The 13,121-nt window shown below is 62.4% G+C and carries 13 protein-coding genes; 10 read left to right on the top strand and 3 right to left on the bottom strand.

Annotated features, from left to right (window positions below):
* Positions 1 to 6: 6 nt before the first annotated feature.
* From IAE39_RS15140 to IAE39_RS15110, 7 genes are all read left to right on the top strand, one after another.
* Positions 7 to 531 carry a serine O-acetyltransferase gene (locus IAE39_RS15140; protein WP_201203725.1) on the top strand — a complete coding sequence of 175 codons (525 nt, stop codon included), beginning with the start codon at positions 7 to 9 and terminating at the stop codon, positions 529 to 531.
* A gap of 5 nt (positions 532 to 536) precedes the next feature.
* Positions 537 to 1,514 carry a glycosyltransferase family 2 protein gene (locus IAE39_RS15135; protein ID WP_201203724.1) on the top strand — a complete coding sequence of 326 codons (978 nt, stop codon included), beginning with the start codon at positions 537 to 539 and terminating at the stop codon, positions 1,512 to 1,514.
* 9 nt (positions 1,515 to 1,523) lie between these two features.
* Positions 1,524 to 2,528: a VirK/YbjX family protein gene (locus tag IAE39_RS15130; RefSeq protein ID WP_201203723.1), complete on the top strand. Its 1,005-nt coding sequence runs from the start codon at positions 1,524 to 1,526 to the stop codon at positions 2,526 to 2,528.
* A gap of 49 nt (positions 2,529 to 2,577) precedes the next feature.
* A complete protein-coding gene (locus tag IAE39_RS15125; protein WP_201203722.1) occupies positions 2,578 to 3,780 on the top strand; it encodes a glycosyltransferase in 1,203 nt (400 codons plus the stop codon).
* Positions 3,777 to 4,964 (top strand): glycosyltransferase family 2 protein, encoded by a 1,188-nt coding sequence (locus IAE39_RS15120; protein ID WP_201203721.1) that lies wholly within the window; start codon positions 3,777 to 3,779, stop codon positions 4,962 to 4,964. Before IAE39_RS15125 ends, IAE39_RS15120 begins: the two co-directional genes overlap by 4 nt.
* Entirely contained in the window at positions 4,964 to 5,722 is a 759-nt protein-coding gene (locus IAE39_RS15115) for a WecB/TagA/CpsF family glycosyltransferase (RefSeq protein ID WP_201203720.1), read from the top strand. The genes IAE39_RS15120 and IAE39_RS15115 overlap by 1 nt, the downstream gene beginning before the upstream one ends.
* Positions 5,723 to 5,848: 126 nt before the next feature.
* Positions 5,849 to 7,270 carry an undecaprenyl-phosphate glucose phosphotransferase gene (locus IAE39_RS15110; protein WP_201203718.1) on the top strand — a complete coding sequence of 474 codons (1,422 nt, stop codon included), beginning with the start codon at positions 5,849 to 5,851 and terminating at the stop codon, positions 7,268 to 7,270.
* Positions 7,271 to 7,439: 169 nt separating this feature from the next.
* Here the strand turns inward: IAE39_RS15110 and IAE39_RS15105 are convergent, their stop codons facing one another.
* Positions 7,440 to 8,381, bottom strand: coding sequence for a LysR substrate-binding domain-containing protein (locus IAE39_RS15105; RefSeq protein WP_201203713.1), 942 nt, complete (start codon positions 8,379 to 8,381; stop codon positions 7,440 to 7,442).
* A 146-nt stretch (positions 8,382 to 8,527) separates the two neighbouring features.
* On the opposite strand from IAE39_RS15105, the gene IAE39_RS15100 reads away from it, so the two are divergent.
* On the top strand, positions 8,528 to 9,904 hold the full coding sequence (locus tag IAE39_RS15100; RefSeq protein WP_201203711.1) for an L-serine ammonia-lyase: 1,377 nt from the start codon (positions 8,528 to 8,530) through the stop codon (positions 9,902 to 9,904).
* 184 nt (positions 9,905 to 10,088) lie between these two features.
* On the opposite strand, the gene IAE39_RS15095 is transcribed toward IAE39_RS15100, so the two are convergent.
* Positions 10,089 to 10,766 (bottom strand): DUF3313 domain-containing protein, encoded by a 678-nt coding sequence (locus IAE39_RS15095; protein ID WP_201203709.1) that lies wholly within the window; start codon positions 10,764 to 10,766, stop codon positions 10,089 to 10,091.
* Between the two features lie 254 nt (positions 10,767 to 11,020).
* Here IAE39_RS15095 and IAE39_RS15090 point away from each other — a divergent pair, with 254 nt between their 5' ends.
* Complete coding sequence (locus IAE39_RS15090) at positions 11,021 to 11,404, top strand: type II toxin-antitoxin system RelE/ParE family toxin (protein ID WP_201203707.1); 384 nt, start codon at positions 11,021 to 11,023, stop codon at positions 11,402 to 11,404.
* The gene (locus IAE39_RS15085) at positions 11,385 to 11,690 is read left to right on the top strand and encodes a helix-turn-helix domain-containing protein (protein ID WP_201203705.1); all 306 of its coding nucleotides are present in this window, start codon (positions 11,385 to 11,387) and stop codon (positions 11,688 to 11,690) included. The genes IAE39_RS15090 and IAE39_RS15085 overlap by 20 nt, the downstream gene beginning before the upstream one ends.
* Before the next feature lie 132 nt (positions 11,691 to 11,822).
* Here IAE39_RS15085 and IAE39_RS15080 read toward each other — a convergent pair whose 3' ends face one another.
* Positions 11,823 to 13,118 (bottom strand): NAD(P)/FAD-dependent oxidoreductase, encoded by a 1,296-nt coding sequence (locus IAE39_RS15080; RefSeq protein WP_201203703.1) that lies wholly within the window; start codon positions 13,116 to 13,118, stop codon positions 11,823 to 11,825.
* Positions 13,119 to 13,121 lie beyond the last annotated feature (3 nt).

Genomic DNA, 13,121 nt, shown 5'->3' with positions numbered 1-13,121 from the left:
GGAGCCATGTTCGAGAATATTCGTGCCGACCTGCGGGCCCATGGGGGTGACTGGGGCGCCCAGGGCTTCTGGGTGCTGCTGGTATACCGCTTTGGCCGTTGGCGCTATGGCGTGCGCCCGGCGTTGCTGCGCAAGCTGTGTTCGTTCATCTACAAGGTGCTGTTCAAGTTCGTGCAGATCATTACTGGTGTGGAATTGCCATGCGAGGCAGTGATCGGCCGCAACTTTGTCATCGACCATTTTGGCGGCATCGTGGTCAGCGGCTATGCCCGCTTTGGCGATGACTGCCGCATTCGCAACGGCGTGGTAGTGGGCCTGAAGAATGTCGACGAGCCGATTGCGCCGGTGTTCGGCAACAACGTCGATATCGGCACCGGGGCCAAGGTATTGGGCAGCATTCGCATCGGTAACAACGTGGTCATTGGTGCCAATGCCGTGGTGCTGGTGGATGTGCCGGATAATTCACTGGCGGTAGGGGTGCCGGCGATCATCAAGGCCCGGCAACCGGTTGCCCCGGCGCCGGTCGAGTGAGGCTTATGGCGACGCTGACTGGCGTGGTGGTGATCGGCCGCAACGAGGGCCAGCGCCTTGAGCGCTGCCTGCGTTCGTTGGCGCAGGGGGCCGACAAGGTCGTGTATGTCGACTCGGGCTCCACGGACGGCTCGCAGCAACTGGCCGCAGCGCTGGGCGTGGAAGTGCTGGCGCTGGACATGGGCATCCCGTTCACTGCGGCCCGTGCCCGCAACGAAGGTTTCGCCGCCTTGCAGCGGCTGTTGCCAGCGATGCAGTGGGTGCAGTTCGTCGATGGTGACTGCGAAGTGGATGCCGGCTGGCTGGCCACAGCACAGGCGTTTCTGGCCGGGCACCCGGCAGTGGCAGTGGTGTGTGGCCGACGCCGTGAACGTTTCCCGCAGCGCTCGGTGTACAACTTGTTGTGCGACCTGGAATGGGACACCCCCATCGGTGAAGCCAAGGCGTGTGGCGGCGACGCCCTGATGCGGGCCGACGCGTTTGCCGCAGTGAGCGGCTTTCGCCCCGACCTGATCGCCGGTGAAGAGCCGGAACTGTGTGTGCGCTTGCGCGCCCAGGGCTGGAAAATCTGGCGCCTGGCTGCCGAAATGACCTTGCATGATGCCGCCATGACCCGCTTCAGCCAATGGTGGCGGCGCAGCCTGCGCGCCGGGCATGCCTACGCCGAGGGCGCTTATCTGCATGGCCATCCGCCGGAGCGGCATTGGCTGCGCGAATCGCGCCGGGCCTGGTTGTGGGGCCTGGGCATACCTTTGGTGATCGTTCTGGCCTGCCTGCTGCTGGGGGGCTGGGGCCTGCTGCTGCTGTTGATCTACCCACTGCAGGCCGTGCGCCTGGCGCGCCGTGGCAGTAAGACCGTGCGTGAGAACTGGCTGCAGGCGGTGTTTCTGGTGCTGGGCAAGTTCCCGGAAATGCTCGGCCAGCTGAAATTCCTGCGCCACCGCCTGGCGGCCGGCAAATCGGCTTTGATCGAGTACAAGTGAGAGAAACCCATGATGCTCGGCACCCTCGTGAAAAGCGTGTTTACCTTGCAACCGGGCTACTCGTTGCGGGCGTTGAACAACAAATACAAGTTGACCCGGCAAATGGCCAGGCATTGGCCGCAGTTGGGCAGCTTCATGCAACGCATGACGGCGGCGCTGGGCCAGCCAGGCCTGCAGCGGCTGGGCGTGGACTGCATCGGTGTCGTGCAATGGCCCTACATCAGCCAGTGCTGGGCGGCGCCGCAACGCCTTGACGTGGTGGCGTCGCACTTTGAGCTGGTGGCCAGGCAGTTCCCCATGCTGTTGCTGTTAGGGCGCGATGAAAGCCTGACGCTGTGCGACCTGTCCAGCCATTCACCGGGCTGCAGCCTGGTGCTGGACCGGCCGATCTGGTTCAAGCGCGAAGGCGAGCTGGTGCTGAACCTGTTCCAGGGCGACCTGCGCGTGGCCTCCCTGGCCTTCACCCTGTGCCGTAGCGAGGCCGGGCTGAACCTGTTCATCGGTGCGGTGCAGGGCATCCATAAAGGCGTCGACAGCGAAACCTCACTGGCCATCTACCGTGACCTGACCAAGGATTTCGAGGGCTTGCGCCCGCGTAGCCTGCTGCTGGAAGCGTTGAAGTGCCTGGCCAGGACCCTGGGCGTGACACAGCTGTACGCCGTAAGCGATGCCTGTCGGCATCACCGCCACCCGTATTTTGGCCACGACAAGGGCCAGGATCTGGCGGCCAACTACGACGTCATCTGGCAGGAACATGGCGCCACGGCATCGAACCGCGAGGACTTTTTCAGTATTCCATTGGCCCCGGCACAACGGGCAGATGCCGACATTCCGGCGAAGAAACGGGCAATGTACCGGCGCCGCCAGGCATTGCTCGACGATGTTTTTACCGCTTTGCAGGCAGCATTGCCAGGCGCCAGTCACAACCTTGGACTACAAGGAAAACAGGGGGATGCATTTGCTGCGAGTGCATCGGCAGTAGGCACACCGCCCGTGGTCGACAGCCTGAAGTGAAGGTTGCCACGCAAGGTGGGTCATAAAGCGGGCTTGGATCTGGATTCATATGCGCATTGCTTACTTCATCAATCAGTACCCGAAGGTCAGCCACAGTTTCATCCGACGCGAAATCCTGGCGCTGGAGCGCCAGGGGGTAGAAGTGCAACGTATGGCACTGCGCGGGTGGGACGCCGAGGTGCAAGACGCCGAGGACGTGACTGAACGGGACAAGACCCGCTATGTACTGCAAGGCGGGCTGAAGGGGCTGCTGGGGCCGATGTGGCAGGTGCTGCGCGCGCAGCCGCGGCGTTTTGGCCAGGCAGCGTGGCTGGCCCTGCGCCTTGGCCTGCGGGCTGACCGCGCCTGGCCCTACCACCTGGTCTACCTGGCCGAGGCCTGCCAGGTGCTGCAGTGGTTGCAGGCAGGGGAGGCGAAACACGTGCACGCGCATTTTGGCACCAACTCTACCGAAGTGGTGATGCTGGCCAACGTCCTCGGCGGGCCGGCCTACAGCTTTACCGTGCACGGGCCGGAAGAGTTCGACAAACCGCAGTTCTTGCACATGGGGGAGAAGGTGCGGCGCGCCGCCTTTGTTGCGGCGGTAAGTTCTTACGGGCGCAGCCAGCTGTACCGCTGGGTGGCGCACGAGCACTGGGCCAAGGTGAAGGTGGTGCATTGCGGCCTGGAGCGCGGTTTCCATGAGGTGGCGGCGGTCACTGTACCGTCGCTGCCACGCCTGGTGTGCGTGGGGCGCCTGTGCGAACAGAAAGGCCAGCTGCTGCTGCTGGAGGCGGCGCGCACGCTTGCGGCCCAGTCGATCGAGTTCGAGCTGGTGCTGGTGGGTGATGGCGAAATGCGCGGGCAGATCGAGGCCTTGATTGCCCGTTACGGTCTGCAGCAGCAGGTGCATATCACCGGCTGGATCAGCAGCGCGCAGGTACGCGAGGAAATCCTTGCCGCCCGCGCGCTGGTATTGCCCAGCTTCGCCGAGGGCCTGCCGGTGGTGATCATGGAGGCGATGGCCTTGCGCCGGCCAGTACTGACCACCTATGTGGCAGGTATCCCCGAGCTGGTGCGGCCAGGCGAAAATGGCTGGCTGTTCCCTGCCGGTGCGGTGGACGAGCTGGCGGCGGCCATGGCCGATTGCCTGGCGCAGCCTGCCGAGGTACTGCAGCGCATGGGCGAGGCGGCCTACCAGCGCGTACTGCAACGGCATGACATAGACACCGAGGCGGCCAGGTTGGCCGGCTATATCAAGGCATTCGCATGATAAGTGTATTGGGTTGGTTACTGGGCCTGCTGACGGTCGTCGTGCTGGTGCCGGTGTTGGTGTTTACGCTGCAGGTACTGCTGGCCTGCCTGCCGGCACGGGTGCAGCTTCCGGGCAGTGCTGCCCGGCCCCGGGTTGCGGTGCTGGTGCCGGCCCACGATGAGGCGTCGATCATTCAGGCAACCCTGGCGAGTATTACCCCGCAATTGCGTGAGGGTGACCGCTTGCTGGTGGTGGCCGACAACTGTTCCGACAACACGGCACAACTGGGGCGTGAGGCCGGTGCCGAAGTGGTCGAGCGCCACGATGCACAACGGCGCGGCAAAGGTTATGCATTGGACTTTGGCGTGCGTCACCTGAGCCACCAGCCGCCGGAGGTGGTGATTGTGGTGGATGCCGATTGCCAGGTAGGTGAGGGGGCAATCGACATCCTGGCACGGCGTTGCCGTGATAGCGCTCGCCCGGTGCAGTCGCTGTACCTGATGCGCGCACCGGACGGGGCTGGGCTGAAAGTGCAGGTCGCCGAATTCGCATGGCGCGTCAAGAACCTGGTACGGCCCCGCGGCTGGGCGCGGCTGGGCTTGCCGTGCCAGCTGATGGGGGCTGGTATGGCATTTGGTTGGCACGACCTCAGCCTGATCAATCTGGCCAACGGTCACTTGGTCGAGGATGTGAAACTGGGCCTGGACCTTTGCCAGCAGGGCAAACCACCGCTGTTCTGCCCTGAGGCACTGGTGACCAGCCAGTTTCCACTCAGCCAGCAAGGCCTCAACAGCCAGCGTACCCGTTGGGAGCATGGGCATCTGGGCTTGATGCTGGGCGATGGGCCCAAGCGCGCGCTGGCCGCCATTACCCAGCGCAATGGTGCCCTGGCGGCCATGACCCTGGACCTGGTGGTATCACCCTTGGCATTGCTGGTACTGACCTTGCTGGGGCTAAACCTGGTGACGTGGCTGGCGTACCTGTGCTTTGGCCTGGCGGCGCCCGCGTGGCTCGCCCTTGCCGGGCTGGCCCTGTTGGGCCTGGCCGTGGTGTTGGCCTGGGCGCGTTTCTGCCGTGAGCTGATACCGTTTTCGGTACTGCTGTACGCGCCGTTCTACGCGGCAAGGAAAGTCCCTCTGTACCTGAGCTTCCTGATCAGGCGCCAGGTTGAATGGGTACGCTCAAAACGGGATGACGACTGATGGCCAAGTGGCTATGGCAGCAACGCTGGGCGCGTGTGATCGAGCAGCTTGACGTGGTCGCCGACGACGCGGCTGCACAGCAACTGCTCGTGCGCCTGGCCGCGCCGCAGGCGGTCTGCGTGCTGGGCTTCGTCAATGCCCATGCAATGAACCTGGTGGTGCGCGATGGTGCGTACTGCCAGGCACTGTCGGCGGCCGACGTGTTGCTGCGTGACGGCTCAGGCATGGCGATCCTTTACCGGTGCCTGAGCCTGGAGCCTGGGCTGAACATGAACGGCACCGACTTCATCCCAAGGCTCATGCACGCCTACCGTGGGCGCAGGGTCGCGTTCTGGGGCACCCGGCAGCCTCACTTGAACCAGGCGGTGCAGCGCTGTGCCGACGCGTTCGGCGTGGTGCCGGTGTCGGTTCACGATGGCTTTGCCAACAGTGCAACCTATCTGCAACTGGCCCGTGAGCAGCAACCCGAGCTGATCGTGTTGGGCATGGGCATGCCCAAGCAGGAAGCGCTGGCGGCAGAGCTGGCAGCCCTGGGCGGGCCCTGTTTGATCGTGTGCGGCGGGGCGATCCTGGATTTTCTTGGTGGCAAGGTCAGCCGCGCCCCCAAATGGCTGCGGCGTATCGGCGGCGAGTGGCTGTACCGGCTGCTGCGCGAACCCAGGCGCTTGTTCATGCGCTATGTGGTGGGCAACCCGCTTTTCCTGATACGCACCCTGTTGTATCGGCGTGCGGCGGTTTCGGCCAGGCGCACCGTGTGAATCGGCCAAAAGCGGTGGCAGCGCTTAATCCGGGCACACCGGTGGCAGGTGGCTGCTACAGTGAGATCAATGGCTTAGCTGTTTTGATGGAAGGCACTTGCTACGCTCCAATTGATGAGGTCTGAAATGGTTTTCGAACCCAGAAGCAGTCGTTCCTTACTCCAGAGAAGAAGCAGTGTCAGTAACGCCATCCAGGCAGGCCTTGATGGTATTGCCGTGACCGGTATTGCCTGGTACCTGATCTACGACCAGTTCGGCCACATCACCTCCGACTACGTGATCATGCTGCTGTTGCTGATTGGCGCACTGGCGGTCATCTATGATCACTACGCGATCTACCGTACCAACGTCGGGCTGTCGATCAAGGCCTTCCGCCTGTTCAAGGCCTGGTCGGCGACGTTCTGCTTCCTGGTGGTCATGGCGTTCCTGACCAAGCAGAGCGAAACCTATTCACGGCTGTTGATGGTGCAGCTGTTCGTCATTGGCTACGTGGCCCAGTTGTTCCTGCATTTTGCCGTGCGTGAACTGCAAAAACGCTTTACTGCCCATGCGCGCCTGGACAACGCGCTGATCATTGGCAATGGTGACCTGGCCAATTTCCTGTACCTGAAAATCAGCAACAACCCCTGGTTTGGCGAGCGGGTGCTCGGTTGCGTGCAGATCGGCCAAGCCGAAGAGGCAGCACGCGAGAATGCCGAGGGCAAGCAACGCCTGCCGGTGCTTGGCACTATCGAAGACCTTGACGAACTGGTGGCCCGGCATGGCATCCGAACGGTGTACCTGGTGACGCCACTGGGTGGTTCCGAAGTGATCAACGACGTTTACTTCAAGCTGCTCGACAAGTGCATTGCGGTGAACTGGGTACCGGATATCTTCTCGTTGCGCCTGATCAACCACAGCGTGCGGGAAATTGCCGGCATCCCGGTGCTGACCTTGTCGGAAACGCCACTGACGGGCATGAGCCTGTTCCTGAAAAACCTTGAGGACCGGGTGCTGGCAGCGCTGATTCTGCTGTGTGCATCACCGGTGCTGCTGGCGGTTGCCCTGGCCATCAAGATTGACAGCCGCGGCCCGGTGTTCTTCCGCCAGGAACGTACCGGCTGGACCGGCGAGTCGTTCCGTATCTGGAAGTTTCGCAGCATGCATGTGCACCAACCGGAGCAGGGCGTAGTGGTGCAGGCGCAGAAGAATGACCCACGGCTGACCCGGGTCGGCGCCTTTATCCGGCGCACCAGCCTGGATGAGCTGCCACAGTTGTTCAATGTGCTGACCGGGGAAATGTCGCTGGTCGGGCCGCGGCCGCATGCCTTGCAGCATGACACCTTGTATTCGCAGGACATCGTTGACTACTTTGCCCGCCACAACATCAAGCCGGGCATGACCGGCCTGGCGCAGGTGCGCGGGTTCCGGGGCGAAACCAAGGACATCGAGCAGATGATCCAGCGGGTCGACTCGGACATCGAGTACATCAACAACTGGTCGTTGTGGCTGGACTTCGTGATCCTGGTGCGCACGCTGAATGCGTTTACCGGCAAGCAGGCGTATTAACAGTTCGAAAGCGCGCCACGGTCCCTGTAGGAGCGGCTTTAGCCGCGAACACCGGCGCAGCCGGTGCCTTGTGGGAGCGGGTTTACCCACGAATGCGCCGGTTGAATCACCATCGTATTCGCGGGTGAACCCGCTCCCACAGTGTTCGCATTCGATTACAGAGGTCGAGTTAGTCCTTGTTCAACGGATGCAACTCCCTGAACCCGCGCGCTTCCTCCACCAGCCAGTCATGCACCGCCCGCGCCCCCGGCTGGTTCAGGCCACCCGGCGGGTAATGCACCACGTAGCGCTTGTGGTTGGCGATCGGCACGCCAAAAGGCACGATCAACGCGCCTCGCTCCAGTTCATCATTGAGCAGCGTGCGCCGGGCAATCGCCACCCCAATCCCGGCAATCGCCGCCTCGATGGTCAGGTGGTTACGGTTGAAGGTGTGCCCACGGCGTACATCCAGCCCGTTGGCGCCGATACCCTCCAGGTAAAACTCCCACTCGGCATATTCCGAACTGCCACGCCAGGCGGTGATGTCGTGCAGCAGCGGGTAGTGTGCCAGGTCGGCCGGCCCGTGCAGCGGTGGGCGACCGCGCAGCAGGGTGGGTGAGCACACCGGAAAGATCTGCTCGTCCAGCAGCGGCGTGGAAAGCATGCCAGGGTAGCTGCCATCGTTCAGGTCAATCGCCAGGTCGAAGTCGCCAGGGGTCAACGCCTGGGCACTGTCTTCGGCGACCAGGCGCAGCTCGATGTCCGGGTAGCGTTGCTGAAAGCGCGGCAGGCGCGGCGTGAGCCACTTGGCCAGGAACGAGGGGATCGAGCGCACCCGCAAGGTGCCACGGATTTCACCCGCGTCCAGGCGCAGCAGCTCGGCCTCGATGCTGCCGTAGGCCTCTGCCACCGTCTGGGCCAGGCGTTGCCCCTCGGCGCTCAGTTCCACACCGCGCGCCCGGCGCAGGAACAGCCGGTAGCCCAGGCGTTCCTCCAGCTGGCGCATCTGCTGGCTGACCGCGCCCGGGGTAATGTGCAGCTCTTCGGCGCAGCGGGTAAAGGACAGGTGCCGGGCCGCACAGGCGAATACATGCAGCCAGACGAACATCTGCCCGTTGAGTTGTCGTCTCAACGTTTAGTACCACTAAAGCCTTGCTTAGGAAGTTTCGTTGGTTATTCGTGAGCCAGGGCGTCAGTATCGCGCAAAATGGCAACAACGCTCAATTTCCCCAGATAACCGTACGTTGGATACAGATCAGGGTACGGTCAGGCATTAGTATGGCTATCAGTGTTTTCGACCTTTTCAAAATCGGCATCGGCCCGTCCAGCTCCCACACCGTCGGCCCGATGCGGGCGGCGGCGACCTTCGCCCAGGCCCTGCGTGACCAGGGCCTGCTGGCGCAGGTGACGCGTGTCGAAGTGCGGCTGTATGGCTCGCTGTCCGCCACCGGGGTTGGCCATGCCACCGACCGTGCCTGCCTGCTTGGCCTCATGGGCCAATGGCCGGACCGTATCGACCCGGCCACCATCGAGTCGCGTATTGGCCAGGTGCTGCAGGAGCACTGCCTGATGCTCGATGGCAGCCACCCGCTGGCGTTCGAGTATGCCCGTGACATGCTGCTGCTCGACGAAAACCTGCCGTACCACCCCAATGCCATGAGCCTGGAAGCCATGGACGGGCAGGGCAGCCTGCTGTGCCAGACCTATTACTCGGTAGGTGGCGGTTTCATTGTCGAACAAGCGGAGATCGATGCACCCGCCAGTGCCGTGAACGGGGTGGTACTGCCCTACGAGTTTGACAGCGGCGCCCAGTTGCTGAGTTTGTGCAAGGCCCATGGCCTGAGTGTGGCGCAGTTGATGATGGCCAACGAATGTGCCTGGCGCCCGGAGGCCGAGGTGCGTGAAGGTTTGCTGCGCATCTGGGCAGCGATGCGTGACTGCGTTGATAACGGCCTGCGCAACGAGGGCATCCTGCCTGGCGGGTTGCACGTCAAGCGCCGTGCGGCAAAGCTGCACCGCAGCCTGCAGGAACTGGGCAAGCCCAATGTGATTGGCTCGACCCTCAGTGCAATGGAATGGGTCAACCTGTTCGCCCTGGCCGTCAACGAAGAGAACGCCGCGGGCGGGCGTATGGTCACCGCGCCCACCAATGGCGCGGCGGGCATCATTCCGGCTGTGCTGCATTACTACATGAAGTTCAACCCAACCGTTTGTGATGCCGATGTCGTGGACTTCCTGCTGGCGGCTGCGGCGGTCGGCATCCTGTGCAAGAAAAACGCCTCTATTTCCGGGGCCGAGGTGGGCTGCCAGGGTGAAGTGGGCTCGGCGTGTTCAATGGCCGCTGCCGGCCTGGCTCAAGTGCTGGGCGCTACGCCGCCGCAACTGGAGAATGCCGCCGAAATTGCGCTGGAGCACAACCTTGGGCTGACCTGCGACCCGGTGGGCGGCCTGGTGCAGGTGCCGTGCATCGAGCGCAATGCGATTGCCGCGGTGAAGGCGATCAATGCTGTGCAGATGGCGTTGCGAGGGGACGGCGAGCACTTCATCTCGCTCGACCGGGTAATCCGCACCATGCGTGATACCGGGGCGGACATGCATGCCAACTACAAGGAAACCTCGCGCGGCGGTTTGGCGGTTGCGTTTGTCGAGTGTTAAGCCAATGCTCCAGTGAATACGGTTGCTTTCTGTAGGAGCGGCCTTGCGTCGCGATGGGCTGCAAAGCAGCCCCAGGGTTTGCGCACAGATGCACAAATTGCCGGGGCTGCTTTGCAGCCCATCGCGACGCAAGGCCGCTCCTACAGGTTCTGTGCCCGCCTTGAAAGTGATGCAGACCAGCCAATCAGCGGCCTTTCTGCTTCGCCGCCACAAAGCTTGCGCGCATGTCCTTGGCCCAGCCATCGAGCACCGGCTTGACGTCGTTCAAGGTCAGCTTCTGGGTATCGTTTTCCAGCTCCTGGCCGGTGCCTTTACGCACCACCTGGGCCAGCACCTTCTGGTTGGCACCATCAAGGAAGGCCGCTTCCACCCCCACATCCACTTCCTGGTCACGGCCACCCGTGGCGGTGTTCACGCCTGCCGCAATCAGCGCGATGGGGATCACCTCATAAGGCTTTAGGCCCTCGTTGCTGGTCGACACCGCTGTAATGGCCGGGCGCACCACGATCACACCCGGACCAGGGCCCTGGGCCAGGGGCATTACGCTGCCGATTTCACGGCGCAGGGCTTCATTGAAGTAACGGGTGATTTCCCCCAGCGTCTGCTGCGAGATGACCGCTGTCGGCTGCGGCTTGGGGTAGAACTGGCTGGGCTCGATGAACACCTGGCTGTACTGGTTGATGTTGACCTTGGGGTCGATCCAGCGCATTACCGGGTCACCCGACGGGCTCTTGGCTTCCTGCAGGCGGCTGTAGTCTTTGAGGAAGCCGGAATAATCCTGGGGGTCCACGCGATTGCTGGAGCAGGCGGCCACGGCAAGCAGCGCGGCGCACAACAGGGTAATGCGAGGCAATGATTTCATGATCAAGAGGCATCCATGATGGATTGGCCTCAACAACGCTAGCAGGTGCGCGACAGTTGGCCAGTAAGTGAGTTCAATCCGTGATCATGAATCGCCCTCCTAACTAGCCGGCAGAGGTTCGTCTGCGTATATCTGCCTGGCGGAGCGCGGTCTTCAGTCGAAAAATCCTACAGCACCGTGGGATCTTGCTGGTTTTCCATCTGCGCTCCATGCTGGAAAACTATGCCCGTTACGGGTATGTTTAGGGTTGTGAAATGGAAATTTTCAAGCGCAAGGACTTCGCGCGTTGGCAAATCGCTCACCGGCTCGGTGACGAAATGCTTTGCAAAGCAGTGGATGAGATGTGTAGAGGCTTGGTCGACGCAAGCCTTGGCGGTGAATTGTTCAAAAAGCGGGTGGCAGCCTATGAGGCAGGCAAACGCGGCGGCTATCGAACCCTGCTGTCTGTCCGTATTGGCAATCGATGCGTGTTCCTGCATGGCTTTGCCAAAAGCGACAAGGCAAATATCACCCACGAAGAACAGAAAGCATTACGGTTTGCGGGCAAGGTATTTCTGGATTTATCACCGTTGGCGCTCAGCCGGGCGTTGCAAGCGGGTGTGCTTATGGAGGTCTGCTGTGAGCAGCAAATTGATTGAATCGTTACGTGAGGACCTTGTAGCCCTGCATCAGGCCGGTGCGATCAGCAAGGTCACGCTTCGGGATTATGAAGCACTGTGTCCAGCACCAGTGCGAGATTTCAGTGCGCTGGACATCCGCCGCTTGCGTGAAACGCTCAACTTTAGCCAACCAGTCTTTGCGATGCATTTGCACACCAGTGCATCGACCGTGCGCAAGTGGGAGCAGGGCGAAACAAGCCCTTCCGGGCCTGCTTTGAAACTCCTGAACGTCATACAAAGCAAAGGCTTGAACGTTCTTCTTTAAGTAGTTTGTTTGATTTGGCTAAAAATATATAAAAATCATGGTTTTATCAGCAATACCTAAAGCATCTTGTTGGTTGCGCGAATTTGGGCGGGCTCGGGCCCACAGGAGCCCGCTCAAAGCATTATCGGCCTGTTAACCCAACGCTTCCCGCAACCGGTACCACAGCATCCCCAGCGCCAGCAGTGGCGAGCGCAGTGCCTTGCCACCGGGGAAGGTCAGGTGCGGTACGGCACTGAACACATCCAGGCCGTGGCTGTGGCCAAGGGCGATGCTTTCGGCCAGCAGTTTTGCCGTCCAGTGCGTCACGTTCAGGCCATGCCCGGAATACCCCTGGGCGTAATACACATTAGGGTGCTGGCTCAGGCGCCCGACTTGGGGGAAGCGGTTGGCGGTGATGCCGATCATGCCGCCCCACTGGTAGTCGATGCGCACTTTGGCCAGTTGCGGGAACACCTTCAGCACCTTGGGCCGCATGTAGGCGGCGATGTCCTTGGGGTCGCGCCCGGAATAGTGGCAGGCGCCGCCAAACAGCAGGCGGCGCTCGGCGGTGAGGCGGTAGTAGTCCAGGCCGACTTTCTGGTCGCACAGCGCCATGTTCTGCGGGATCAGGCGGCTGGCCAGCGCTTCGGGCAAGGGCTCGGTGGCCACCACGTAGCTGCCGGCTGGCAGCACCTTGCCGCTCAGGCGCGGTTCCAGTTCGTCGAGGTGAGCGTTGCAGCCCAGTACCAGGCTGCTTGCGCGGACCTTGCCGCGTGCCGTGTGCAGGGTCACGCTGGGGCCGTGTTCGATGCGCAGTACCGGGCTTTGCTCGAAGATGCGTACGCCCAGGCTGTGGGCTGCACGCGCTTCGCCTTGCACCAGGTCAAGCGGGTGCAGGTGGCCCGAGCCCATGTCGACCAGGCCGCCAGCATACTGGTCGCTGGCGACAATCTCGTGCAGCTGCCCAGCGCCAACCAGGCGCGTTTCAGGGCGATAGCCGAGCGTTGCCAGGTCATCCTGTTCATCCTTGAAGGCGGCGAACTGGGCAGGGGTGTTGGCGAGCTCGCAGAAGCCCCAACGCAGGTCGCAGGCAATGCCGTAGCGGGCGATGCGCTCGGCCACCAGCTCCACCGAGTCGATACCGGCCTGTTTCAGGTAGCGCACGCCATCCTGGCCGACATGCCGGGCAAAGCCGCTGACATCATGGCCGATGCCGCGAATCAGCTGGCCGCCATTGCGCCCACTGGCACCCCAGCCGATGCGCCGGCCTTCCAGCAGCACTACCGACAGGCCGCGCTCGGCCAGCTCCAGGGCGGTGTTGACCCCGGTCAGCCCGCCACCGACCACGCATACGTCTGCGCTGAGTTCAGTGTCCAGGCTGGGGTAAGGTGCCGCATCGCGCGCCGTGGCGGCGTAGTACGAGGCGGCGTGTTGGGTATTGAAAGACATGGG

This window comes from Pseudomonas sp. S37, assembly GCF_016658545.1.
In the GTDB taxonomy this organism is placed as follows: domain Bacteria; phylum Pseudomonadota; class Gammaproteobacteria; order Pseudomonadales; family Pseudomonadaceae; genus Aquipseudomonas.
Note: the sequence above shows the minus strand (reverse complement) of the source record. Positions and strands in the feature narration are given on the sequence as shown.

Bases quoted from the DNA above. Each gene is read 5' to 3' on its own strand.
- IAE39_RS15140 (WP_201203725.1), top strand. From the start codon at position 7: ATGTTCGAGAATATTCGTGCCGACCTGCGGGCCCATGGGGGTGACTGG.
- IAE39_RS15135 (WP_201203724.1), top strand. From the start codon at position 537: ATGGCGACGCTGACTGGCGTGGTGGTGATCGGCCGCAACGAGGGCCAG.
- IAE39_RS15130 (WP_201203723.1), top strand. From the start codon at position 1,524: ATGATGCTCGGCACCCTCGTGAAAAGCGTGTTTACCTTGCAACCGGGC.
- IAE39_RS15125 (WP_201203722.1), top strand. From the start codon at position 2,578: ATGCGCATTGCTTACTTCATCAATCAGTACCCGAAGGTCAGCCACAGT.
- IAE39_RS15120 (WP_201203721.1), top strand. From the start codon at position 3,777: ATGATAAGTGTATTGGGTTGGTTACTGGGCCTGCTGACGGTCGTCGTG.
- IAE39_RS15115 (WP_201203720.1), top strand. From the start codon at position 4,964: ATGGCCAAGTGGCTATGGCAGCAACGCTGGGCGCGTGTGATCGAGCAG.
- IAE39_RS15110 (WP_201203718.1), top strand. From the start codon at position 5,849: ATGGTTTTCGAACCCAGAAGCAGTCGTTCCTTACTCCAGAGAAGAAGC.
- IAE39_RS15100 (WP_201203711.1), top strand. From the start codon at position 8,528: ATGGCTATCAGTGTTTTCGACCTTTTCAAAATCGGCATCGGCCCGTCC.
- IAE39_RS15095 (WP_201203709.1), bottom strand. From the start codon at position 10,766: ATGAAATCATTGCCTCGCATTACCCTGTTGTGCGCCGCGCTGCTTGCC.
- IAE39_RS15090 (WP_201203707.1), top strand. From the start codon at position 11,021: ATGGAAATTTTCAAGCGCAAGGACTTCGCGCGTTGGCAAATCGCTCAC.
- IAE39_RS15080 (WP_201203703.1), bottom strand. From the start codon at position 13,118: ATGTCTTTCAATACCCAACACGCCGCCTCGTACTACGCCGCCACGGCG.